At 61.0% G+C, this 23,962-nt stretch carries 15 protein-coding genes, 1 tRNA gene and 6 pseudogenes; 19 read left to right on the top strand and 3 right to left on the bottom strand.

Annotated features, from left to right (window positions below):
• Positions 1–7: 7 nt before the first annotated feature.
• On the bottom strand, positions 8–319 hold the full coding sequence (locus tag ACZ1HK_RS02630; protein ID WP_472627337.1) for a virulence factor: 312 nt from the start codon (positions 317–319) through the stop codon (positions 8–10).
• Between the two features lie 284 nt (positions 320–603).
• Here ACZ1HK_RS02630 and ACZ1HK_RS02625 point away from each other — a divergent pair, with 284 nt between their 5' ends.
• From ACZ1HK_RS02625 to ACZ1HK_RS02595, 7 genes and pseudogenes are all read left to right on the top strand, one after another.
• The gene (locus tag ACZ1HK_RS02625) at positions 604–1,779 is read left to right on the top strand and encodes a Ppx/GppA phosphatase family protein (RefSeq protein WP_472627876.1); all 1,176 of its coding nucleotides are present in this window, start codon (positions 604–606) and stop codon (positions 1,777–1,779) included.
• Position 1,780: 1 nt separating this feature from the next.
• The gene (locus ACZ1HK_RS02620; RefSeq protein ID WP_472627336.1) at positions 1,781–2,425 is read left to right on the top strand and encodes an MSMEG_1061 family FMN-dependent PPOX-type flavoprotein; all 645 of its coding nucleotides are present in this window, start codon (positions 1,781–1,783) and stop codon (positions 2,423–2,425) included.
• Between the two features lie 16 nt (positions 2,426–2,441).
• Positions 2,442–3,137 (top strand): annotated as a pseudogene (locus ACZ1HK_RS02615) (RlmE family RNA methyltransferase); the annotation flags it as partial.
• Between the two features lie 258 nt (positions 3,138–3,395).
• The gene (guaB, locus tag ACZ1HK_RS02610; protein WP_472627875.1) at positions 3,396–4,859 is read left to right on the top strand and encodes an IMP dehydrogenase; all 1,464 of its coding nucleotides are present in this window, start codon (positions 3,396–3,398) and stop codon (positions 4,857–4,859) included.
• Between the two features lie 36 nt (positions 4,860–4,895).
• Positions 4,896–6,075, top strand: a pseudogene (locus ACZ1HK_RS02605) (RsmB/NOP family class I SAM-dependent RNA methyltransferase).
• A 1,281-nt stretch (positions 6,076–7,356) separates the two neighbouring features.
• Positions 7,357–7,990 (top strand): annotated as a pseudogene (locus tag ACZ1HK_RS02600) (ATP-binding protein); the annotation flags it as partial.
• Between the two features lie 159 nt (positions 7,991–8,149).
• A complete protein-coding gene (locus ACZ1HK_RS02595; RefSeq protein WP_472627874.1) occupies positions 8,150–8,500 on the top strand; it encodes a response regulator in 351 nt (116 codons plus the stop codon).
• Here the strand turns inward: ACZ1HK_RS02595 and ACZ1HK_RS02590 are convergent.
• Complete coding sequence (locus ACZ1HK_RS02590; protein ID WP_472627335.1) at positions 8,497–9,102, bottom strand: gamma-glutamyl kinase; 606 nt, start codon at positions 9,100–9,102, stop codon at positions 8,497–8,499. The genes ACZ1HK_RS02595 and ACZ1HK_RS02590 overlap by 4 nt on opposite strands.
• Positions 9,103–9,317: 215 nt before the next feature.
• Between ACZ1HK_RS02590 and recA the strand changes: the two are divergent.
• The 12 genes and pseudogenes from recA (at position 9,318) to ACZ1HK_RS02530 (ending at position 23,059) form a co-directional block, all read left to right on the top strand.
• Positions 9,318–10,395: pseudogene (gene recA, locus ACZ1HK_RS02585) on the top strand (recombinase RecA).
• A 154-nt stretch (positions 10,396–10,549) separates the two neighbouring features.
• Positions 10,550–13,196 (top strand): annotated as a pseudogene (gene alaS / locus ACZ1HK_RS02580) (alanine--tRNA ligase).
• A gap of 3 nt (positions 13,197–13,199) precedes the next feature.
• On the top strand, positions 13,200–13,490 hold the full coding sequence (locus ACZ1HK_RS02575) for a DUF1330 domain-containing protein (RefSeq protein WP_368475239.1): 291 nt from the start codon (positions 13,200–13,202) through the stop codon (positions 13,488–13,490).
• A 56-nt stretch (positions 13,491–13,546) separates the two neighbouring features.
• A pseudogene (locus tag ACZ1HK_RS02570) lies at positions 13,547–14,961 on the top strand (cryptochrome/photolyase family protein).
• A gap of 95 nt (positions 14,962–15,056) precedes the next feature.
• Positions 15,057–16,268: a class I SAM-dependent methyltransferase gene (locus ACZ1HK_RS02565; RefSeq protein WP_472627334.1), complete on the top strand. Its 1,212-nt coding sequence runs from the start codon at positions 15,057–15,059 to the stop codon at positions 16,266–16,268.
• A 21-nt stretch (positions 16,269–16,289) separates the two neighbouring features.
• Complete coding sequence (locus tag ACZ1HK_RS02560; protein WP_472627333.1) at positions 16,290–16,730, top strand: TrgA family protein; 441 nt, start codon at positions 16,290–16,292, stop codon at positions 16,728–16,730.
• Positions 16,731–16,732: 2 nt separating this feature from the next.
• Positions 16,733–17,863, top strand: coding sequence for an NUDIX domain-containing protein (locus ACZ1HK_RS02555; protein ID WP_472627332.1), 1,131 nt, complete (start codon positions 16,733–16,735; stop codon positions 17,861–17,863).
• Between the two features lie 75 nt (positions 17,864–17,938).
• Positions 17,939–18,967 carry a cysteine synthase A gene (locus tag ACZ1HK_RS02550; RefSeq protein WP_472627331.1) on the top strand — a complete coding sequence of 343 codons (1,029 nt, stop codon included), beginning with the start codon at positions 17,939–17,941 and terminating at the stop codon, positions 18,965–18,967.
• Positions 18,964–21,324 (top strand): DUF3772 domain-containing protein, encoded by a 2,361-nt coding sequence (locus ACZ1HK_RS02545; protein WP_472627330.1) that lies wholly within the window; start codon positions 18,964–18,966, stop codon positions 21,322–21,324. Before ACZ1HK_RS02550 ends, ACZ1HK_RS02545 begins: the two co-directional genes overlap by 4 nt.
• A 2-nt stretch (positions 21,325–21,326) precedes the next feature.
• Entirely contained in the window at positions 21,327–22,043 is a 717-nt protein-coding gene (locus ACZ1HK_RS02540) for an alanyl-tRNA editing protein (protein WP_472627329.1), read from the top strand.
• A gap of 57 nt (positions 22,044–22,100) precedes the next feature.
• Complete coding sequence (locus ACZ1HK_RS02535; RefSeq protein WP_472627328.1) at positions 22,101–22,928, top strand: endonuclease/exonuclease/phosphatase family protein; 828 nt, start codon at positions 22,101–22,103, stop codon at positions 22,926–22,928.
• 41 nt (positions 22,929–22,969) lie between these two features.
• Positions 22,970–23,059, top strand: a tRNA-Ser gene (locus tag ACZ1HK_RS02530).
• Positions 23,060–23,413: 354 nt separating this feature from the next.
• On the opposite strand, the gene ACZ1HK_RS02525 is transcribed toward ACZ1HK_RS02530, so the two are convergent.
• Entirely contained in the window at positions 23,414–23,935 is a 522-nt protein-coding gene (locus tag ACZ1HK_RS02525; protein ID WP_472627327.1) for an invasion associated locus B family protein, read from the bottom strand.
• Positions 23,936–23,962: the final 27 nt, after the last annotated feature.

Below are 23,962 nucleotides of genomic sequence, written 5' to 3'. Positions count from 1 at the left end.
TCAACGGTCAGGTGGCGTTTGCCGGGTCATAACCCTCGGCATCGATCAGGGTTTTCAGGCGGGCATTGTCATAGGCGGCATCAAGGGCGGCGGCCTCGGCGGCGGCGGCGTCCTTCAAATCACCCTGGGCTTCGCCCACAACCACGCGGCGGAACCCTGCCAGATAGGCATCATCATCCTTGGCCCCTACCTTCATGGCAGCACGGTCAATGGCCTGCTCGAACCGTTCCGGCAAAGGCGCCTTGGCCCCCGTCCGGCCCTTGCCGATAATGACCTGCGCGGGGATATCGCGCCAGAAGACATGGGTGATGTTGGCCATGGCCGGTCCCTTGTTGGTTTGGCTGGCGCGAGTCGCCTGCGCAGGTTTTGCGCACCATAGGCGGGCCGGGGCCTGCCACTGATCCTGTTTTCGACATCACGCCTTCCCAAAACGACGCCTGCCATTTCCCTGATCTATCTAGGGGCTTGCGCGCCGTAGGGCGACAGGTGTTGCCCCCAAAATTCTCAACAAGAACATGAACGGGCTGTGCATCGCCCATTGTTTCAAATCTGTGAACAGGTTACGCTTTGGGCAACCTAGTATTCGAATTGGCGGTGCACCCCATGTCGCGCAAGCGCTCTGGCGGGGACGGCCCGTTCCCCAGACCTGTGGCGCCCGTGACGCCCAAGATCGAACCGGGCGCGATCCCGGCTGTCGAACGACGCCCTGCTGTAACCAAGAAATCGGGTCCCGACCCCGATGACCTCTATGCGGCCCTCGATCTTGGCACGAATTCGTGCCGGATGCTGATTGCGCAGCCAAAGGGCAGCCAGCTGCATGTGGTGGATTCCTTTTCCAAATCCGTGCAGTTGGGACAGGGGCTTGAGGCCTCTGGCCGGTTGGGCCGTGCGTCGATGGCGCGTGCGGTGGGTGCGTTGAAAATCTGCCATAAGAAGTTGCAGAAGCACCGGGTGGAACGGGCGCGCCTTGTGGCCACCGAAGCCTGTCGCCGGGCCACGAATGCGTCTGAGTTCATTAACCTGGTGAAGCGCGAGACCGGACTTCAGCTTGATATCATCGAGCCAGAGGAAGAGGCGCGGCTGGCCGTTGTGTCCTGCGCGCCGCTGGTTTCAACCCGAACCGAGCAGTTGCTGGTCGTCGATATTGGCGGCGGGTCGACGGAGCTCGTCTGGATTGACCTAAGCCGGGTTCCCAAATTGGAACGCCCCAAGGCGATCATGCGGCTTCATCACGGGTTCGATAATGCAGAGGATGTCTTCCCGCGCGCAAAGGTGGTGGATTGGATCTCAATCCCGCTGGGCGTGGCGACCCTGAAAGACATGTATGACGATGTGGCCGACGATGGGGCGCGGTTCGCGTTGATGAGTTGGTACTTTGAGGAACAACTGGCCGAGTTCTCTCCCTACGACGATGCCGCCGAACAGGCGCGTGAGGGCTTTCAGATCATCGGGACCTCGGGGACGGTGACCACGGTGGCCGCCTCGCATCTGGGCTTGCGGCGCTATGACCGCAACAAGGTGGACGGGCTGCGGATGACATCCGACCAGATCGACACCGTCATTAACGGCTATCTTGCCCTGGGTCCTGAAGGCCGACGCCGCGACCCGCGCATCGGGCGGGACAGGCAAACGCTGATCATGTCTGGGGCCGCCATCCTGCAGGCGCTCCTGCGGGCCTGGCCCACCGATCGCCTGAGCGTCGCGGATCGCGGCCTGCGCGAAGGGTTGCTTTATGCGCAGATGAGCCGGGACGGCGTTCTGGAAGACGGCCCGTACTGACGTGCCTTACAAGATCACCGATCCCGTCACCTCCGAGGCGCAGATCCGCGCCGTTGTCGATGGGATCCATGTCGCCCAACGCCACAAGGTCATCGACCATATCGATCAGCATTGCGCCAATTGGATTGCCCATTCGACGTTTCTGGTGATGTCCACGTTTGACGGCAAGGGCCGCGTCGATGCATCCCCCAAAGGTGATCCGGCGGGCTTTGTGAAAGTGCTCGATGAAAAGACCCTCGCCATTCCCGACCGGCCTGGAAATCACCTCTTCATGGGCTTCCGCAACATCCTTGAGACGGGGCGCATCGGGCTGGTCTTCTTTGTGCCAAACCGGAACGAGGTCGTGCGGGTAAACGGCTCGGCGCAGGTCGCCCGGGACTTGCCCTTGCGCGAAAGCATGGTGATCAAGGCCCGCGTCCCGGATTTCGCCATTGTCGTGCGTGTGGAAGAGGCGTTCTTCCATTGCGGCAAGGCGGTGCTTAGATCAGGGCTCTGGTCGCCGGAAAAGGCGGGGCCAACCGACACGCTGCCGACTTACGCGCAGGCAATCCACGATCAGGGCCAGCTGGATGCGGTTGACGTCTCGCTGGAGGCCGTGGAGAAGCGCCTGAAGCACAATGACGAGAACCGGCTTTACGATGAGTGAGGTCTGAGGGGCCGATATGGCAAAGAACACAAGCGGGCGGGGCCAGCGGGACCTGAAGGTAAAGGTCAAAACCGCGCGTGGCCGCAAGCTGAGCTCGACCCGCTGGCTCGAACGCCAGCTGAATGATCCTTATGTGGCCCGCGCCAAGCGCGACGGGTATCGCGGGCGTGCAGCTTACAAAATCCTGGAGCTGGACGACAAATACCGTTTCCTCGTGCCCGGCGCCCGCGTGGTGGATCTGGGCTGTGCGCCGGGCGGCTGGTGTCAGGTGGCCGCGCGACGTGTGAATGCATTGGGGGAGAAATCCGGCAAGGCGGTGGGCCGCATCATTGGTCTCGACCTGCAGGAGATGGAGCCGATTGCAGGTTGCGAGCTGTATCAACTCGACTTCATGGAAGATGGCGCGGACGACAAGGTGAAGGGCTGGCTCGACGGCAAAGCCGATGTGGTGATGTCGGATATGGCGGCCTCGGCTTCCGGTCACAAGCAGACGGACCACCTGCGTATCATGGCGTTGTGCGAGGCGGCGGCCGAGCTTGCCTTTGACGTGTTGGAGCCGGGCGGGACCTTCGTGGCGAAAGTGCTGGCGGGTGGGGCGGAAGGCTCGCTTCAGCAAACCTTGAAGCAAAGGTTCAAGAAGGTTGCCAACGTCAAACCGGGGGCGTCCCGCGCCGACAGCTCGGAAAAATTCGTGGTCGCCACGGGCTTCAAGGAGCTGATCAGCCGGTCTGAGAACCTTCGATGGTCTTTGCAGTCGCTTCCCTGTCGCCTGGTCTTCCATTGGTCAAAAAATACCTCGGGAGTCCGCAGGACGGGGGCAGCGCCCCCTTGGCAAATTTCCGAGGGAATTTGCGCCCGGCGACGACGCAGTCGGCGCAAACCCTTCGTTGAGACCAAACACCACATTTCGTCCTTGCCCCTCGGGCCACCCCATGGGATAGGGACGTGCCAACCGACACCCTCCAAGGAGATGCGCCAATGGAGATCTCGCGAGGCCCTCACTTTTGACGATGTTCTCCTTGTGCCGGGCAAAAGCTCCGTGCTGCCGTCCGACGCCGATACGCGCACGCAGGTGACCAAGAGCATCGCTTTGAACATCCCGCTTCTCAGCTCTGCCATGGATACGGTGACCGAGGCGCGCATGGCCATCGCCATGGCGCAGGCGGGCGGCATGGGGGTGATCCACCGCAATCTCGATATCGAGGCGCAGGCGCGCGAAGTGCGGCGGGTGAAACGTTTTGAGAGCGGGATCGTCTATAACCCTGTGACCCTGAACGCGGACCAAACGCTGGCAGACGCGAAAGCGCTGGCTGAACGCTATGGCTTTTCAGGCTTCCCCGTTGTCGACGAGAACCGCCGCGTGCTGGGTATCGTGACCAACCGCGATATGAGGTTTGCCGAAGACGATGCCACACCTGTAAGCGCGATGATGACGTCGAACGATCTGGCCGTCCTGCGCGAACCCGCGGACCGGGACGAGGCGATCAGCCTGATGAAGGCGCGGCGGATCGAGAAGCTTCTTGTGACAGATGCGGACGGCAAACTGACCGGTCTTCTGACCTTGAAGGACACGGAGCAGGCGGTGCTGAACCCGCAGGCGTGCAAGGACCCGCTGGGCCGGTTGCGCGTGGCGGCCGCCACCACGGTGGGCGATGCGGGATTTGAACGGTCCGAGGCGCTGGTGGATGCGGGCTGTGACCTGATCGTGATCGACACGGCCCATGGCCATTCCGAAGGTGTGGCGCGTGCGGTGGAGCGGGTGAAGGGCCTGTCGAACGAAGTGCAGGTTGTGGCGGGCAACGTGGCAACCGCTGAGGCCACCAAGGCCCTGATCGACGCCGGCGCGGATGCGATCAAGGTCGGCATCGGGCCAGGCTCAATCTGCACGACGCGCATTGTTGCGGGCGTGGGTGTGCCGCAGCTGACCGCGATCTCGGATTGTGCGAACGAGGCGATCAAATCCGGGACGCCGGTGATCGCCGATGGCGGCATCAAGTTCTCTGGCGATTTTGCCAAGGCCATCGCGGCAGGCGCCCACTGCGCCATGGTTGGTTCGATGATTGCGGGCACCGATGAAAGCCCCGGCGAAGTGATCCTGTTCCAGGGCCGCAGCTACAAATCCTACCGTGGCATGGGCAGCCTGGGCGCCATGGCGCGTGGATCGGCGGATCGGTATTTCCAGAAAGACGCGGCCAGCGACAAGCTGGTTCCCGAAGGGATTGAAGGGCAGGTGCCGTACAAAGGCTCGGCCGGGACCGTCATCCACCAGTTGATCGGCGGCTTACGGGCAGCCATGGGCTATACCGGCTGTGCAACCGTGGATGAGATGCGCCAGAATTGCCAGTTCGTGCGCATAACGGGGTCAGGCCTGAAAGAAAGCCACGTGCACGACGTGCAGATCACTCGTGAAAGCCCGAATTATCGTGCAGGATAAGCGCGTTGCGGCACGTTCTTGATGTGACGCAATAAGATGCGGCCCGAGGCGCGATATGCAGCCGCGATTGACGTGCTGGACACCTGGCAAGGGGGTATGCCTGCCGAGCAAGCCCTGACCCGCTGGGCACGCGGTGCCCGATATGCCGGGTCCAAGGACCGTGCAGCGGTGCGGGATCATGTTTTCGATGTGCTGCGCCGCAAGGCCAGTTGTGCGGTCCATGGCGGCGGCGAAACAGGGCGCGCGCTTGTACTGGGTCTGCTGCGGCTGAGCGGGATTGATCCTGCGCCCATCTTTTCTGGAGTGGGACATGCGCCAGAGGCGCTGACCGAGGCGGAGCGTTTCGCGCCGAGCCTGCCGGATCATGCACCATTGGATGTTCCGGACTGGATGCCTGCGGAACTGGACGACAACCGTATCGCGGATCGTGCGGCTCTTTTTCGGCAATGACAATGCGCGCGCCGGTTTGGGTGCGGGTCAACAACCGCAAAGCAAAGCCGGACTATGCCATGGAACTGCTGCAAAGCGACGGCGTGCTGTGCCAACCCGATGCGCGGCTTCCCACAGCCCTCAAAGTCATCGAAGGCGCCCGGCGATTGCGGCAATCGCAGCCCTTCGCTGAAGGTCTGGTTGAGGTGCAGGACCTGTCCCCGCAATGGGCAGTGGCGCGGCTGGATCTGCCTGAGACGGGTCGCGTGTTGGATTATTGCGCCGGTGGTGGCGGCAAGGCCCTAGCCATTGCTGACCGAACCGACGCTGCGGTCTTCGCCCATGATGCCCTGCCGCGCCGCATGGCTGACTCTGCCGGTGCGGGCTGCGCGGGCCGGAGTGCGCATCACGCAACTCGACCCAGACGCGTTGGAAGGAGCGGGCCCGTATGATCTGGTTTTGACGGATGTGCCCTGTTCAGGCAGCGGCACCTGGCGTCGCGACCCGGAGGCCAAGTGGCGCCTGACGCCGGATCGCTTGGCGGAACTGATCAAGGTGCAAGCCGGCATCCTCGATAGCGCCGCTCCGCTGGTCGCGGAGCATGGCCAATTGGTCTACATGACCTGTTCTTTGTTCAGGACCGAAAACGATGCTCAAATCGAGGGCTTTCTGGCACGCAATCCTGAGTGGCGTTGCACCATGCAGCCACCTCGATACACCGCTGACCGCCTCTGACGGGTTCTTCTCGGCAGTTCTGACGCGCACGACAGACTCGCCAGACGCCTGAATTTGGCGCATTCTTAAATCAATCTTAACCATTTTGGCGGAGAGCTATGGCGCAAGAGGACCCTGTGGCTTCAGGGACCCGTTCGACAGTACGGCGAGGGCAGCCATTGACCGATCAGGCCGCAGATCCCGGCTTTTCCCGAGGGCGGGGTATTCGCCCGTTTGCGCAGCCAATCATATTGCTTGTGCTTGGCGTTGTCGCCGGTGTGGCAACCTTGTTCGCGCCGGTGCCGGAATTGCGCTTTGGGCTATTGGCGGCCACCGGGGGCTGCCTTGTGGCGGCGGCCTTGGTCGCGTTGCGGGATGTGTGGCGCGTCTGGCAGGCCCGCGGGGCCATCAAGGCGGCCTTCGATCTAATCGAAAATGATCCATCTCCCTGTTTTTGCACAAATGATGACGGCGCGATCCTGCACCAGAATGCGGCCGCGGACCGACGCTTCGGCGACCGAAAAGGGGTCTCCATGTCGCGTGCGATTGCCGGTGCATTGCCCAATGCAGCCGCAGTTGTGTTTAGGCAGGAAACAGCCATTGGACGCAGGCCCTCGTCCCATGAAATCGTGGTGACACCGCGCGGAACAGTGCGGCTTGCAGCCCACCGAATGCGAGGCGGCGTGGTTTGGCGCCTGGACGATCTGGCAGATGCGCATTCCCGCCACGGGGAATGGATCGGGCTGCCGATGATGGTTGTCAGCCACAATGACACTGTCCTGTCGATGAACGCCGCCATGCGCGATGTTCTGGGCAGGCGGGCCACCACGCTTGAGGATGTATTCCCCGAGCAGCCGCTGGTCGCAGGTCGCCGGTCGTCCTTGTCCGGCGTTGATGGCCGCATCGAGGTTATACCAATCGTCGTTCCCGCCAAGGACGGTCGGCGCGAGATCTATGCAGTGCCTGGCCTGTCCGAGCCGCCCGCGGCGTCTGTAGCGGCACGGGCATTCGAATCCTTGCCCGTGGCTTTGCTGCACATCGGCGCGGATGGGGAGGTCTTGGCCTCCAACCAGCACGCGCAAAGCCTGCTTGGCATTTCACAAGACGCCAGCGGAATGCTGTCGCAATTCGTTGAAAACCTTGGCAGGCCAGTGGACGATTGGGTTGCCGACACACTGGCGGAACGGATTCCCAACCGCGCAGAGGTCGCGCGCGCCAAGCGTCGCAAGGATGAGACGTTCCTGCAGATTTCGCTCAGCCGCATCGTGGACGGCACCGGGCCGTCCTTTTGGCGGTCCTGCATGACGCGACTGAGCTCAAGACCCTCGAACAGCAATTTGTCCAGAGCCAGAAGATGCAGGCCATTGGCGAGCTTGCCGGCGGCGTGGCGCACGATTTCAACAATCTGCTTACAGCGATCACCGGACATTGCGACCTGTTGCTGCTGCGCCATGATCAGGGCGATCAGGACTATGCCGACCTTGTCCAGATCAACCAGAACGCCAATCGCGCAGCATCCCTTGTGGGCCAATTACTGGCCTTTTCACGCAAGCAGACGTTGGAGCCCGAGGTTATTGATCTGCGCGATTCCATTGGCGAATTGACCCATCTGCTCAATCGCCTTGTTGGCGAAAAGATCAAGCTCACCCTGTCGAACGATCCGGGCCTCGAACCCATTCGGGCCGACCGGCGCCAGTTGGATCAGGTGCTGATGAACCTTGTCGTCAATGCCCGTGACGCAATGGCCGATGGCGGCGAAGTTCGCGTCGAAACCCGCATGGTCCACTTGGCCGAGAAGATGAACCGCGATCAGGCGGTTGTGCCGCCCGGCTCTTACGTGACCATCCGCGTCCGTGACCAGGGCAGTGGTATCCCTGCCGGACAAGCTGCACCGCATTTTCGAGCCGTTCTTTACGACGAAACGAACCGGCGAAGGCACAGGGCTGGGCCTTTCGATGGCCTATGGGATCATAAAGCAGACGGGCGGATATATCTTCGTCGATAGCGTTGTTGGGGCCGGGACAACCTTCACGATCTACATACCGGCGCATGTATCGGACGGCGATGTACAAGAGCCTGTGGCCGCGTTGACGGGTCCGGCCAATGCGTCCAACAGCCTGACCGACGCGTCGCGTCCCGGGGTGGTGATGTTGGTCGAGGACGAAGCGCCAGTGCGCGCCTTTGCATCCCGCGCGCTCCGCCTGCGGGGCTATACGGTGATTGAGGCGGGCAGCGCAGAAGAAGCGCTTGAAACGCTCACCGACCGTGAGCTTGAGATTGACCTGTTCGTCACCGACGTCATCATGCCGGGCCTCGATGGCCCGACATGGGTCCGCGAGGCGCTGAAAGACCGGCCAGACACCAAGGTCATCTTTGTCTCAGGTTATGCGGAGGATGCCTTGGACAACTCTGAGGATGGCATTCCTGGGTCGGTGTTCTTGCCCAAACCGTTCTCGCTCACCGATCTGACCGAAACCGTTCGCCGGCAATTGCACTAACGGCCAAGCGACTGAACGTGATCCCACAGCTCGAATTCCTGCGGTGCCTCATCCTGCAGGCGCCGCAGCACCCGCGGGCTAAGGTCCGTGGCCTGGGTGGGCGAGACGTTTGTTCGCCCCACATTCAGCTTTGCTTTGACGCGCCCCTCAAGAAAGCCCACTGCCTGTTCCAGATGGGCATGGCTGAACAGATGGTCGATGCCCAATGTGCCGTCCTCTTCCGCCACAAAGCGCGATTGCCGACCCACCTTGGCGAAGGCGGGGGGATCATCCTCCAGCCAGGCCTCGACAAAAGCATCGAAACTGACCCCTTGGGTGGAGTTCGCATGGCCTGCAATCGCATCGCGGGCGCGGTAGCGATACCAACTCGACAGCCAGCCCACGGGCTCACGCACGACGGCCATAAGCTCCAGCTTGCGCTGTCCGCGCTGTTCAAAGAATTTCTGCAATTGGTTGCGATACCGCTTCACCGTGCAGTGCTTTTGTTGTGGTGGGTTCAGGATGGCGGTGTCTGCGTAAGGCAACAGCGCCTCTTCCAGCGCGGTGGTCCCTGTTTTGGGAACCGCAAGCAGCACCAAACGGGCTTTCCAGAACACCAACATACCTTGCCTCAAATTTTTCTGGCCACCGTAACCGATTGTTAACGTCTCGGGCCGAAAGATCACAGCGCATAAGATTTAACTTGAATTGTTCTCGTTTTGTTTGCTAGTGGATATGCGAACAAGAGGTGAACAAAGAGCATGCCGGATTTCAGGGGATAACCCTTACCGGCCCCATTGCCGCCACGCCCCGCGGCATGACATAAGGATGAAACTCCATGGCAACGGCGAACCTTCTCGACATGACTGACCGTATCTCGGCCGACAAGCAAAAGGCCCTCGACAGCGCATTGGCCCAGATCGAACGGCAGTTCGGCAAAGGCATCGATCATGAAACTGGGTGGCGAGAACGCGTTGCCGGATATCGATTCGACGTCGACCGGCTCGCTCGGCCTCGATATCGCGCTGGGGATCGGCGGTATTCCTAAAGGCCGGATCGTTGAGATCTACGGCCCGGAAAGCTCGGGGAAGACCACGTTGACGCTGCATTGCGTGGCTGAAGAGCAGAAAAAGGGTGGCGTGTGTGCCTTTGTCGATGCCGAGCATGCGCTTGACCCGCAATATGCCAAGAAGCTTGGCGTAAACCTGGATGAGCTGCTGATTTCGCAGCCCGACACCGGCGAGCAGGCACTTGAGATCGTGGATACGCTGGTGCGCTCCGGTGCGGTTTCCATGGTCATCGTCGACTCGGTTGCGGCGCTGACGCCAAAGTCAGAGCTGGAAGGCGACATGGGCGACAGTTCCGTAGGTGTGCATGCCCGCCTGATGTCTCAGGCAATGCGCAAGCTGACGGGTTCAATCAACCGCTCGGGCTGCACGGTCATCTTCATCAACCAGATCCGCATGAAGATCGGCGTCATGTTTGGCTCGCCCGAGACGACGACGGGCGGCAACGCTCTGAAATTCTACTCCTCCGTCCGCCTCGACATCCGCCGCATTGGCGCGCTGAAGGATCGTGACGAAGTTGTCGGCAACGCGACCCGCGTGAAAGTGGTGAAGAACAAGGTGGCGCCGCCCTTCAAGCAGGTGGAATTCGACATCATGTATGGCGAAGGCATCTCCAAGATGGGTGAATTGCTTGATCTGGGCGTGAAGGCCGGTGTGGTCGAGAAATCGGGTAGCTGGTTCAGCTACGGGGATGAGCGGATCGGGCAGGGGCGTGAGAACGCGAAGACCTTCCTGAAGGAAAACTCGGACATCGCCCTGCAGATCGAAGACAAGATCCGTGCCGCCCATGGACTCGATTTCGAGATGGAGCGCGAAGGCGACGAGGATATCCTGGACGACGACGAATAGGTCGCCACGATCCGAGGTGACAGGGGGCGGTCCAAACGGGCCGCCCTTTTTCGTGTCGCGCCTAAGGGCGTGCCTTTTTCATGGGGCCCTGTGGACAGACCCATGCCGCAGGGATACATCGGCGCTTGCACCCTAGCTACGGACACGCGCGCCTATGACCAGCCTGAACGATATCCGCTCGACCTTCCTTGATTACTTCGCCCGGCAGGGCCACGAAGTTGTCGCGTCGAGCCCGCTTGTCCCGCGCAATGACCCGACACTGATGTTCGTCAATTCGGGCATGGTGCAGTTCAAGAACCTCTTCACTGGGGTGGAAAAGCGCGACTATGTCCGCGCCACGACCAGCCAGAAATGCGTGCGGGCGGGCGGTAAGCACAACGACCTCGACAATGTCGGCTACACCGCGCGGCACCATACGTTCTTTGAAATGCTGGGGAACTTCAGCTTTGGCGACTATTTCAAGGACGACGCCATTCCCTTCGCATGGGAGTTGATCACCAAGGATTTTGGTATCGACAAGTCGAAGCTGCTGACGACCGTTTACCATACGGACGACGAGGCGTTTGAGATCTGGAAGAAGGTCGGCGTACCGGAGGATCGCATCATCCGTATCGCGACCTCGGACAACTTCTGGCAGATGGGCCCGACCGGGCCGTGCGGGCCATGCACCGAGATTTTCTACGATCATGGCGATCATATCTGGGGTGGTCCTCCGGGCAGCGCCGGAAGAAGATGGCGACCGCTTCATCGAGATCTGGAACATCGTTTTCATGCAGAACGAGCAGTTCGCCGATGGCTCCATGGTGCCGCTCGATATGCAGTCGATCGATACCGGCATGGGGCTGGAGCGGATCGGGGCGCTTTTGCAAGGCTCCCACGACAATTACGACACCGATACGATGCGGTCGTTGATGGAAGCGTCGGCCAATGCCTCGTCGACCGATATCGACGGCACACAGAACGTACATCACCGGGTGATTGCAGATCACCTGCGCTCGACCTCGTTCCTGATCGCGGATGGTGTGATGCCGTCCAATGATGGCCGCGGCTACGTTTTGCGCCGGATCATGCGCCGCGCCATGCGCCATGCGCACCTTCTGGGCGCGAAAGACCCGCTGATGTATCGCCTTGTGCCCGCTTTGGTCAGCCAGATGGGGCAGGCTTACCCGGAACTGGGGCAGGCGCAGGCGCTGATCACCGAGACCCTGAAGCTGGAGGAAGAACGGTTCCGCCAGACGCTGGATCGGGGTCTGAAACTGCTCGATGACGAATTGGGCAATCTGCCAGAGGGCAGCGATCTGCCCGGTGAGGCGGCGTTCAAACTGTACGACACCTACGGCTTCCCCCTCGACCTGACGCAGGACGCCCTGCGCGAAAAGGGGCGGGGCGTGGATACCGATGGCTTTGACGCCGCCATGGCCGAGCAGAAAGCCAAGGCACGAGCAGCATGGAGCGGATCGGGCGACGCGGCGGATGCGACGATCTGGTTTGACATCGCCGAGCAGCATGGCGTGACCGAATTCCTGGGCTACGACACTGAAGTTGCCGAGGGACAGGTTCTGGCATTGGTGAGTGATGGCGCCTCCGTCGACGCCGCCAAGGGCGACGTGACGGTGGTGCTGAACCAGACACCGTTCTACGCGGAATCTGGCGGCCAAGTGGGCGACACGGGTGTCATCAAGACGGAAACTGGCACCGTTCAAGTCACCGATACGCGCAAGGTGGCGGGTGTCTTCCTACATATCGGCAAAGTCACGGACGGCGAGATCAAAGCCGGGCAGGGGGCCGAGCTGGTGGTCGACCACGGCCGCCGGTCGGCCATCCGCGCCAACCACTCGGCCACGCACCTGTTGCACGAGGCCCTGCGCACGCGCCTTGGTGATCACGTGGCGCAGCGTGGCTCGCTCAATGCCGCTGACAGATTGCGCTTCGATTTCTCGCACAATCACGCGCTGACTCTTGAGGATCTGGAAGAGATCGAGCGCGAGGTGAACCATTTCATCCGCCAGAATGAAGCGGTCGAGACTCGGATCATGACGCCTGACGATGCTCGTGCCATCGGCGCGCAGGCTTTGTTTGGCGAGAAATACGGGGATGAAGTGCGTGTGGTCTCCATGGGCCGCGCGCAGACCGGCAAAGGGATCAAGGGCGATACGTGGTCGTTGGAACTCTGTGGCGGAACGCATGTATCGCGCACCGGCGAAATCGGCGCGTTTGTCACGCTTGGCGACTCCGCATCCTCCGCCGGTGTGCGCCGGATCGAGGCACTGACGGGGCAAGCGGCCCATGACTACTTGCGCGGGCAGGATCATCTGCTGGCGGAGACTGCGAACGCTTTGAAAGCGCAGGCAGCGGATGTACCGGACCGAGTGAAGGCCCTGATGGATGAGCGCAAGAAGCTTGAAAACGAAGTTGCGCAACTGCGCCGCGAGCTTGCCATGGCGGGCGGTGCGAGCGCGCCTAAGGCCGCTGAGATCAACGGCATCGCCTTCCACGCGCAGGCTTTGTCTGGCGTCACGGGCAAGGATCTGGCCGGGATCATTGACGAGCACAAAGCGCGGCTCGGCTCCGGCGCTGTCCTGCTGATTGCCGATGCAGGTGGCAAGGCCGCTGTGGCGGCTGGCGTGACCGACGATCTGACCAACAAGATCAGCGCCGTGGACCTTGTCCGCGCGGCGACCCCTGTTCTAGGTGGCAAGGGCGGCGGTGGTCGTCCCGATTTTGCGCAAGGGGGCGGGACCGATGCCTCCAAAGCCGACGAAGCCATCGCAGCGGCCAAAGCTGTCATTGAAGGAGCCTGAGAGATGCCCCAAGCCTATTGGATCGCCCATGTGACTGTCACGGATGAAGAGGCCTATGCGAAGTACGCGGCCCTTGCGACCAAAGCCATCGAGGCCCATGGCGGCAAGTTCCTGGCCCGCGGCGGCACCGCGATCCAGAAGGAGGGCCGCGCCCACCCGCGTAATGTCGTCAGCATCTTCCCCAGCCTCGATGCGGCCAACGCCTGCTACGAGAGCGAGACCTATCAAGAGGCGCTCAGCCACGCAAAAGGCGCCTCGGAACGTGATCTTGTGTTGGTTGAAGCGGTCGAGTGACTTGACCCGCGCGCCCGCGCCCTAACTTGCGTTGAAAGCGTTAACAAGGGCAGGGCATGAGCGCACCAATCCTCTATTGGGTCCGTCGGGACCTGCGGCTATCCGACAACCCGGCACTGGTCGCCGCCTGTGCGGCAGGCGGCCCGGTCATTCCCGTATTCATTTGCGATGAGGTGGTCGAGAGCCATGGTGCGGCGCCGAAATGGCGGCTTGGCCTGGGGGTGGAGACCTTCGCCAAGGCGTTGGAGGAGGCTGGATCAAAGCTGACCTTGCGGCGTGGGGATGCTTTGCCGGTCTTGCAGGAGCTGATCGAGGAGACGGGTGCCAAGGCCGTCCACTGGAACCGGCTTTACGATCCAGACAGCCGCAAACGCGATGAAGGCGTGAAATCGGCGCTGAAGGACGCGCGCGTTGAGGCCGTCAGCCATAACGGCCATGTCCTGTTTGAACCCTGGACGGTCGAGACTGGCGGTGGGGCCTTCTACAAGGTTTATACGCCGTTCTGGAAAAACGTGCGCGCGCGTGATCCGGGGAGGCGTTGAGCGCGCCGAAGATTCCCGCGCCTGATAATTACCCGGCTTCAGATGACATTGAGGATTGGACCCTTGGCGCGGCAATGAACCGTGGTGCGGATGTGGTGGCGGAGCATCTCAATGTTGGTGAACCTTCAGCCCGTGCGCGGCTTTCCAATTTTATCGGCCATGGGATCGACGATTATTCCGATGCCCGCGACAATCTTGCCAAGAACGGCACGTCGCTGCTGTCTGAAAACCTCGCTTACGGTGAGATCAGCGCGCGGGCCTGTTGGTGGGCCGGTCAGCGCGCGATGGAAGAGGGAAAACAGGGGGCGGAGACGTTCCTGAAAGAAGTGGTCTGGCGCGATTTTGCCTATCACCTCGTCTATCACACGCCGCGCATCACCAGCGGTAACTGGCGTGAGGATTGGGATGCTTTCCCGTGGAATACAGACGAAAGCACACCCGAAGTGATTGCCTGGAAGCAAGGGCGCACGGGCATGGCCATTGTCGATGCTGCCATGCGCGAGATGTATGTGACCGGCCGGATGCACAACCGCGCGCGGATGTTGGTGGCGTCGTACCTGACGAAACATCTCATGTGTCACTGGCAGATCGGACTCGATTGGTTCGAGGACTGCCTTGTCGATTGGGACCCGGCCAGCAATGCGATGGGCTGGCAATGGTCGGCAGGTTCAGGTCCCGACGCGACGCCCTATTTTCGCGTGTTCAATCCGGAAACGCAGGCCGAAAAATTCGACAAGGCCGGGCGCTACCGGATGCGCTGGCTGGCCGAAATCACCAACCAACCGCCCGAGACAGCGACGCGCTACTTCGATGCGATCCCGCGATCCTGGGGGCTTGCGCCCAACATGGGCTATCCGACCACACCGATCGTGGATGCCGCCGAGGGCCGCAAACGCGCACTTCATGCTTATGAGAACCGAAACTTCTGACACGAACGTGTCGTGGATACCTTACACTGACAAGCGATGGGGGCTTGCCCCGCACCGCCGCGCCTCGCAAGAGTGGCGCGGGACAAAGGGAAAAAATGACCGCACTGACATCACTTGAGGGGCAGCGAGATCTGCCGCGCTACTTTAAGGCCGTGTTCGAGCAGGCGCAGAACCTTGAACATGGTCGGATTGATTTCCGTCTGCCGGATGGCCGTGTCTTTCGGGTTGAAGGCGACAAGCCCGGCCCGGTGGGTGAGCTCAACATCCACAACGTTGATATCTTCGCCCGCCTGATCCGCGAGGGGGATCTGGGGTTCTGCGATGCATATCTGGATGAATGGTGGTCGACGCCCGATTTGCAGGCTTTCCTTGATGTGGTCCACGCCGACAATGATGAGGTCTATGACGGCTTTCTGGGCATGGGCCTGATCCGCGCCTATGAGAAGTTTCGCTTCTGGCTGCAATCCAACACGCGACGTCAGGCCAAGAAGAACATCTCGGCCCATTACGATCTGGGCAATGATTTTTATGGGCTTTGGCTCGACGATACGATGACCTATTCCAGCGCCTTGTTCGAGACCGGGCAGGAAAGCCTCGAGGCTGCGCAGATCGCGAAATACAAGCAAATGGTCGATGAAATGGGCACCCAGCCCGGGGATCATGTGCTTGAGATTGGCTGCGGTTGGGGCGGCTTCGCCGAATATGCCGCCAAAGAGCGGGGGTTGAAGGTAACAGGCCTCACAATCTCCAAGGAACAGCACGATTACGCGGTCAAACGCATCGCGGATGCAGGCCTGAGCGACCAGGTTGAGATCAAACTGCAGGATTATCGTGACGAGAAGGGCACATATGACGGTATCGCCTCGATCGAAATGTTCGAGGCTGTGGGCGAGAAATACTGGCCCACTTACTTCAACGTCGTCCGTGACCGCCTCAAGCCCGGCAAGAACGCCACGCTGCAGATCATCACCGTGCAGGACAAGCGGTGGGAGGTTTACCGGAAGGGCGTTGATTTCATTCAGAAATACATCTTCCCCGGCGGTATGCTTCCGGCCCCGAAAGTGCTAACAGAACAGGTGGAAAAGGCGGGACTATCGGTCGCGAATTCCATCGAATTCGGCGAAAGTTACAGCCAGACCTGCCGCCGCTGGCACGAGACTTTCAATGAAAAATGGGACCAGATCGCTGCCATGGGCTTCGATGATCGGTTCCGGCGGATGTGGAATTTTTATCTGACCTCTTGCGCGGCGACCTTCCATTTCGGAAATTGTGACGTAACGCAGATAACGGTTCGAAAACCGGCATAAGCAAAGAGGACGGGCGGTCCGATGCCCACAGGCTCAAAACTCGTAGGCGCAGTCTTGTTCATGGCTGTCGGCTACTTCGCGGCGTTGCAGGTGATCCCGACCTTTCCCGAAGGCACGTCGATGCGGTTCTTTCCGCTGACCATTGCTTTGATCGGTCTGGTCAACGGATGGATGGTCATGGGGTCCCGTGCGGGCACTGGGGTGCGCGCGGCCGTGGCCAACGGATTGCGCACCTCGCTTCAAATTGCCTTCTTTGGGCTGTTGCTGTTCTCGCTCCGGCAAATGTTCCTGCGCTCGGCTGATCTGCGCTACAGCGGGTTCGGCGAGGCCATCGGTGATGCGATGACCCAGTTCATCGAGTATTTTGTGCAATCCCTGACCATCGAGATCTGGGGTGTTTTGTTCGTGGGCGGGATCGTTGGCGGGTTGCTGACGGAATGGGCCGCGAAAGCCTGGCGGTAGACATGTCTCCGATCTTTTTGTTTGGCACGCTCTGCCACCAGCCGCTGCTGGATATTGTGGCAGGGGTGGAGTTGCGTATGGAGGCTGCCGCCTTGCGGGGATATCGCGCGGCCTGGGTTAAGGGCAAATCCTGGCCGATGCTCGAAGAACGGGCAGAGGCTTTGGCCGAAGGCGCGCTGATCCTGCCCGAGCCGCGCATTCTCAACCGGCTCGATTTTTACGAGGCCTGCTTTGGCTATACCCGCCGCAAGGTTCAGGTCGTGTGGGACGGGGCCGAGATCGAGGCAGAAGCCTGGTTTCCGCCAGAGAATACGGTTCAGGAGCCGGGCGAAGATTGGTCGCTACCGCTTTGGGCACGCCAATGGGGTGAGGTGCAGTGCGTTGCCGCTGCGGAAATGATGCGCCAGATGGGCGGTGTGGCCCCCGATCAGGTGGGCGCACGCTTTGCCATCATCCGCGCGCGCGCCGATGCTTTTGTCCGTACCAGCCGCTGGCGCAGGCCGGGCCATGTGGGCGCAAAGATGCCCGGGGACCAGATCGTCCATCACGGCACGGACCATGTCTACGATGGCTTTTTCAATGCCGAAGAAATGCAGGCCAGCCATCCAAGATTTGACGGCCGCATGAACGGCCCGCTGAAACGGTCCGTCTTCCGCGTGGCAGATGCAGTGACTGTTCTGCCCTATGATCCCGTGCGCGACCGCATTCTGCTGGTGCAGCAGTTCCGCTTTGGTGCCTATGCCCATGGCGATGTGAACCCCTGGTTGATGGAGCCCATCGCGGGCATGATCGACGCTGGTGAGACGCCTGAGACGGCTGCGCGGCGCGAAGCCCGGGAAGAGGCGAACCTGACCCTCGGCGGTTTGCATTTTGTTGGGCGCTACTACCCGTCACCGGGCGGCGTTGCGCAGGTCCTGTTTTCCTATCTCGCGATCGCGGATTTGCCCGACCATGTGGCCGGGTTGGGCGGCCATGCGGATGAAAACGAAGATATTCTTAGCCATCTTGTGCCTTATGATCTTGCGCGCAAGCTGTTGGCCGAAGGGGATATGGCGGATGCGGCCCAGATCGTGACGATGCAATACCTCATGCTGCACCGCGATCGTCTGCGCGCGACGGTGCGCCTTGGATAGACGGCGCGGGTTGAGGTCGGCTGCCGAACCCCCTAATCCTGCCCGCACCCTTCAGCCCGCAAAAGGCATGTACCCATGACGACCCACAAAGATCTTGCCGCTGCCATTGGCAACACACCGCTGATCCGGCTTAACGCGGCATCCGAGGCCACAGGATGCGAGATCTTGGGCAAGGCTGAGTTCCTCAACCCCGGCCAGTCGGTCAAGGACCGGGCCGCGCTGTTCATCATCCGCGATGCTGTTGCGCGCGGTGATCTGCGCCCCGGCGGCACAATCGTTGAAGGCACGGCGGGCAATACCGGGATCGGTCTGGCGCTGGTCGGTGCATCGCTTGGCTTCAAGACCGTGATCGTCATTCCCGACACGCAAAGCCAGGAAAAAAAGGACATGATACGCATCGCGGGGGCAGAGCTGATCGAAGTGCCTGCGGTGCCCTATGCGAACCCGAACAATTACGTGAAATACTCCGGTCGCCTGGCCGAGCGCTTGGCGCAGTCCGATCCAAATGGGGCCATCTGGGCCAACCAGTTCGACAATGTCGCCAATCGGCAAGCCCATATCGACATGACGGCCCCCGAGATTTGGGAGCAGACGAACCACGAGGTGAACGGCTTTGTCTGTGCCGTGGGCTCCGGCGGGACGCTTGCCGGGGTCGGCATGGCGCTTCAGCCAAAGGGTGTGAAGATCGGCCTGGCGGATCCCGAAGGCTCCGGCCTCTACAAGCTTTATACTGGACAAGAGGCGGGCGGAAATTCGATCACCGAAGGGATCGGGCAGGGGCGTATCACGGCCAACCTGGAAGGGTTCACACCGGACATCTGCTATAAGATCCCCGACGCCGAGGCGTTGCCGATTGTCTACGATATCCTGGCCAATGAAGGGCTCTGCCTTGGTGGCTCGTCCGGCATCAACGTGGCCGGGGCTATCCGCATGGCGAAAGAGATGGGGCCTGGCCACACCATCGTGACGATCCTGTGCGACTATGGCACGCGCTACCAATCCAAACTCTTCAACCCGGACTTCCTGCGCGAAAAGGGCCTGCCGGTACCGCCGTGGATGGATGGCGCGGGGCGTGACGTGCCGACCGTATTCGAAGACGTATGACTGCCTTTACCCGCATTTTTGCTGCCCTTTTCCTTGCGCTCTCGGTCATCTTGAGCGTCGGGATTTCGGCGGCCTATGCGCAAACGACCGAGGGCAGCGCCAGCGCCGAATTGGATTTTGACGCTTGGGAAACGGCGGCCACGGCAGCGGAAAACCTCATTTCGGGCGGGGTGGCATCGACCGCCTTCTTTGAGAACAGACGGTCTGAATTGGTGCGCTGGCGGGCGCAATTCCTTGCGGCTGAGACGGCAAATGCGGAGCGCATCGATACCATTCAGGCCCAGATCGATGCGCTCGGGCCAGCGCCAGCGGACGGCGAAGTCGAGGCGGAATCCATCGCGGCACGCCGGGCGGCCCTGCAAGAGCGGCTCGATCAGGCGCAGGTTCCGGGCCTTGCCGCGAACGAGGCCTTCAACCGCGCAAACGGCCTGATTGCCGAAATCGACGCCATCTTGGTGGAACGCCAGACCCAGGAATTGCTGGAGCTTGAGCCGACACCGCTCAACCCCGTGAATTGGGCCACCGCATTGTCCGCGCTGGCGGATCTGGCGGGCAATCTGCAATCTGAGACGGCTGAAAAGCTGTCCGACGACGAGGTGCGCACAGGCATCGCCGACAATGCCCCGGCTATTCTGGGGATGTTGTTGATCGGGTTTGTGATGGTTTTGCGGGGTCGCAAGTTTGTGGCCCGCATGGGTGAGCGGTTCCTCGATGGAGACGGCCGCCGTGGCCGGACCGTTCTGGGCTTCTTCGTGTCTCTCGGGCAGTTGGTGATCCCGGTCATCGGCTTTGGATTGATTGTTGCGGCCCTGGCCCTGTCCGATCTTCTGACGGAGGATGGCGAAACGCTTCTTGCAGCGATCCTTGCGCTGATCATTTCGGTATACGCCGCTCTGTGGTTGGCCGGGCGCCTGTTCCCTGATCACGAACAGCGCGCCGCCGCATTTGAGACAGAGCTGAGCCTTCGTGCCCCGATGCGGCGCACGATCCTGTTGATCGGGCTGCTGACCGGTCTTGGCAATCTGGCGCAGGTTGTGGCGGATCTCGATATCGTGCCGCCCGCCGCGCGCGGTGTGCTGGTGGTGCCCATCCATATCGGTTTGGGCCTGATGTACTGGCGCTTGTCCGGCTTCTTGCGGCGCATCCGTATGCCCATGCTGGAAGGTGAAAGCGGCGGCTTTGCGACGGGCGTCCTGGGACTTGTAGCAACTGCCTTACGGGTTCTGGCCGTGGTCGGCCCGCTTCTTGGGGTGATTGGCTACATCAATGCGGGCGAGGCCTTGATGGTCCCCGTTGCGATGACCCTGTTCCTGTTCGGGGTTCTCGTGGCCCTGCAAGCCGTAGTTCGAGACCTCTACGCGCTGGCATTCCGCACTTCGCAGGATGCGGCGGGCGATGCGTTGTTGCCGGTGCTGGTCAACTTCGTCCTCTTCGCGCTTGCCGCGCCGCTTCTGGCCATCACCTGGGGTGTGCGCCCGGAACGCTTGTGGGAGCTTTGGGTCAGGATCCTTGAAGGGTTCACCTTGGGCGATACGCGCATCACGCCCGGGATCATTCTGGCTGTCATTCTGGTTTTTGCCGCCGGTCTGCTGATCACCCGGCTGTTGCAAGGCGCACTGAAGTCGACGGTCCTGCCGCGCACGAAGCTTGATGTCGGGGCCCGCAACGCGGTCAGCGCTGGCGTGGGCTATGTGGGCATCGCGCTCGCCGCACTCATTGCCGTGACGTCCGCTGGCATCGACCTGACGGCCCTTGGCTTTGTGGTCGGCGCGCTGTCCGTCGGCATCGGATTCGGCCTGCAAAACGTGGTTTCGAACTTCGTCTCAGGCATCATCCTGCTGATCGAACGGCCGATCTCGGAAGGGGACTGGATCGAGGTCAACGGCAATATGGGGATCGTCAAGGACATCTCCGTACGGTCAACCACGATCGAGACCTTCGACAAGACAGACGTTATTGTGCCCAACGCCGATTTCATCTCAGGCACGGTCACGAACTGGACCCGTGGCAATACTGTGGGCCGGGCGATTGTAACGGTAGGTGTGGCCTATGGCACTGACACCCGCCGCGTGTCGGACATTCTGATGGAGATCGCGCGCGGCCACCCCGATGTTGCCAAGTTTCCCGAACCTGGCGTTGATTTTCTTGGCTTCGGGGCCGACAGCCTCGATTTCCGCGTGCGAGTGATCCTGCGCGACATCAACCAACTTGTTGCCGTGAAGACAGAGCTTCACCACCAGATCGCCGAACGCTTCACCGCCGAAGGCATCGAAATTCCCTTTGCCCAACGCGATATCTGGCTGCGAAACCCCGAAGCCTTGTCGCAATCGCAGCCCCCTGTACCAGAACCAGAGTAACGATGACCCAAGCGCTTTTTCTCGACGATCCCTATCGCAAATCCAGCCCTGCCACTGTTATCGCGTTGACGGAAGAAGGCGGCATCGTGCTGGACCAGACCATCTTTTACGCGCGTGGTGGCGGGCAGCCGGGCGACAGCGGCACGTTGGATTGGGACGGCGGGCGCATCCCGATTGCAACGGCGGTAAAGGGCGAAGGCGGCGACATCATCCTTGTCCCTTCGGAACCCAGTGCTTTGCCGCCCGTGGGCGCCACCGTTGACCAACGCCTCGATTGGGAGCGTCGCCTGGGCCATATGCGCATCCACACGGCGCTTCATCTTCTGTCGGTTGTCATCCCGTTGCCCGTGACGGGCGGGGCCGTCGCCGCCGACAAAGGGCGGCTTGATTTCAACATGCCCCATCCGCCCGACGACAAGGCCATTCTTGAGGGTCAGTTGAACGCGCTCGTCACCCGCGATCTCCCCATTTCGGTCGACTGGATCACAGAGGCGGAGTTGGATGAAAATCCGGGCCTTGTGAAAACCCTCTCGGTTCAGCCGCCGCGCGGTGCAGGCAAGGTCCGGTTGGTACGGATCGGGGACGGCAAGGACCAGGTCGATCTGCAACCCTGTGGCGGCACTCATGTGGCGCGCACGGGGGAAGTGGGCAAGCTGACCATCGCCAAGATCGAGAACAAGGGCAAACAGAACCGCCGCGTTACGATCGAACTGGTCTGACGCCGCACTGTCGCAATTCCGTGCTATCCTGGCGTTGCATCGCTTGGAGACACGGACATGACAAACTCGATCCTGCGCACCGCCGTCTGGAACCTCGCCTCGAACGACCGCTTCGGCGGTGGGGCAGGGGATGGCATTCTGGCCGAAGATCTGCAAGCCGCCCGCCAAGCCCTTGGCCTTGCCCATCTGGATGCCGATCTCGTCACGCTGGTCGAGGTCTTTCCGATCACCCATATCGAGCGTTTGCGTGATCTTCTGGCCGAGAAGGATCTGACCTATGACATCACGATCCTGCCGCAGCCCGACAGTCACTTGCACATCGGCTTCCTGCACAAGCCTCATGTGCAGGTATCCAACGCGCGGTTCATTCCCGGCTCCGAAGGCACGTATCAGGGCGGGCGTCAGGCCATTGCCGTCGACGTGCGGGCGGGCCAGCGCTTCAAGGCGGTGGTGATCGGCGTGCATCTTAAGTCTGGCCGCGACAAACCCAACCAGGACAAGCGCGACAGCCAATGCAAGGTGATCGGTGATTGGATTACCGACCTCCACGATACGCCCGGCTACAAGCAGCACACGATCTGCCTGATGGGGGATTTCAACATGATCCCCGGGCAGGATGTGTCGAACTTCCACAACCTTGGCGGCGACGATGTGATGGATTTCACGTCTTCCTGGGACCTGCAGGATCGGTGGAGCCATATTCTATCCAGCGGACGGGCCAACCTGCTGGACGGCTTCGCCGTCTCGCGCCGGTTTTCAACGCGCTATATCCAGGGCTCGCTCAGGCTTTTCCCGATGCATTGGGCCTTCAAGATGGGCCGAGCGAAGTTCCGCGATCAGGTCTCGGACCATCTGCCATTCACCGCCAGCTTTCGTTTGTTCTAACCCCTTGCACCTGACACCCGAACGCCTGTAAACCCCGCCTCGGACAGGTGGCCGAGTGGTCGAAGGCGCGCGCCTGGAAAGTGCGTAGGCGGGAAACCGTCTCGAGGGTTCGAATCCCTTCCTGTCCGCCACCACTCCTCTCTACATCATGTGTAGGTTTCACTATCCGAGGCCGCATTGCCTCATGTGTCGATCACTGGGTATGCAGTTCGTCGGCGAAGAATTTGGTCATGCGATGAGGCTTTGGCCCTTGGGCAATTTATGAGGTTGCCATCAACCGATGCGAATTGGCGCAGGACCGGTAAATTGGTCGCCCCGGATTTGGCGGACAGAGTGGCGCTTTGTCCGGTTGGTTTTTACCGAATATGGCGCCTTTGATCGCACCACTGGCGGGAACAAGCGGCAGCTCGCAAAGCGCACAGGCAAACGCGCTTCAAGGTTCCAATTCAGACCGTTTCCGAAGTGCCCGGGGCAGAAAGCCCTGCCTAATTCAGCCGGTCCAGTGCGGCTGAAAACCCTTCCAAAGGCAGCTCAATTGGGGTTGAGCCGCCGTCACTGGTATACATTACAATCGATACCGTTGCGCCGGCCACAAATTGATCGACCATTTCTTGGTTGGCCGGTTGGATCACGAAGCAACCACTTTGCAAACACGTTCCAATTTCGAAATTGACGACATCCGCATCGTCGACGCTAACGTCGATGCCTCTTGGCAGATTGAGGCCGAAGGGCAATTGCATAACCAGGTTGGGTGTCTCGCTGCCCTCTGCTTCCTGAAAGGATATACTGAAAACGAGTTGGTTTTGGGGCGGTGCGACGATCGACAATGATGCCGCGCATTGCAAAGCATCACCGTTGTTTTCGCATTGAACGGTCCATCCGGAGCTTTGCAGGCTGGTCTCGCCCGCAGCACCTGCAGCCTCAGTTTGGGCATGGACCGACGGCGCCAGCGCTGAGGCTGTTGCCATTGCGGCGCCCAACGCGAACGCAAATTTGCGAATTTTCATAAGAGCTTACTCCCGACCTGTCCCGTT

It is taken from the genome of Gymnodinialimonas sp. JB5-7 (assembly GCF_055693405.1).
Note: the sequence above shows the minus strand (reverse complement) of the source record. Positions and strands in the feature narration are given on the sequence as shown.

What these genes read in the sequence shown, in the direction of transcription:
- ACZ1HK_RS02630 (WP_472627337.1), bottom strand. Translation starts at nt 319, where the DNA reads ATGGCCAACATCACCCATGTCTTCTGGCGCGATATCCCCGCGCAGGTC.
- ACZ1HK_RS02625 (WP_472627876.1), top strand. Translation starts at nt 604, where the DNA reads ATGTCGCGCAAGCGCTCTGGCGGGGACGGCCCGTTCCCCAGACCTGTG.
- guaB (WP_472627875.1), top strand. Translation starts at nt 3,396, where the DNA reads ATGCGCCAATGGAGATCTCGCGAGGCCCTCACTTTTGACGATGTTCTC.
- ACZ1HK_RS02595 (WP_472627874.1), top strand. Translation starts at nt 8,150, where the DNA reads ATGTTGGTCGAGGACGAAGCGCCAGTGCGCGCCTTTGCATCCCGCGCG.
- ACZ1HK_RS02590 (WP_472627335.1), bottom strand. Translation starts at nt 9,102, where the DNA reads ATGTTGGTGTTCTGGAAAGCCCGTTTGGTGCTGCTTGCGGTTCCCAAA.
- ACZ1HK_RS02575 (WP_368475239.1), top strand. Translation starts at nt 13,200, where the DNA reads ATGCCCCAAGCCTATTGGATCGCCCATGTGACTGTCACGGATGAAGAG.
- ACZ1HK_RS02565 (WP_472627334.1), top strand. Translation starts at nt 15,057, where the DNA reads ATGACCGCACTGACATCACTTGAGGGGCAGCGAGATCTGCCGCGCTAC.
- ACZ1HK_RS02560 (WP_472627333.1), top strand. Translation starts at nt 16,290, where the DNA reads ATGCCCACAGGCTCAAAACTCGTAGGCGCAGTCTTGTTCATGGCTGTC.
- ACZ1HK_RS02555 (WP_472627332.1), top strand. Translation starts at nt 16,733, where the DNA reads ATGTCTCCGATCTTTTTGTTTGGCACGCTCTGCCACCAGCCGCTGCTG.
- ACZ1HK_RS02550 (WP_472627331.1), top strand. Translation starts at nt 17,939, where the DNA reads ATGACGACCCACAAAGATCTTGCCGCTGCCATTGGCAACACACCGCTG.
- ACZ1HK_RS02545 (WP_472627330.1), top strand. Translation starts at nt 18,964, where the DNA reads ATGACTGCCTTTACCCGCATTTTTGCTGCCCTTTTCCTTGCGCTCTCG.
- ACZ1HK_RS02540 (WP_472627329.1), top strand. Translation starts at nt 21,327, where the DNA reads ATGACCCAAGCGCTTTTTCTCGACGATCCCTATCGCAAATCCAGCCCT.
- ACZ1HK_RS02535 (WP_472627328.1), top strand. Translation starts at nt 22,101, where the DNA reads ATGACAAACTCGATCCTGCGCACCGCCGTCTGGAACCTCGCCTCGAAC.
- ACZ1HK_RS02525 (WP_472627327.1), bottom strand. Translation starts at nt 23,935, where the DNA reads ATGAAAATTCGCAAATTTGCGTTCGCGTTGGGCGCCGCAATGGCAACA.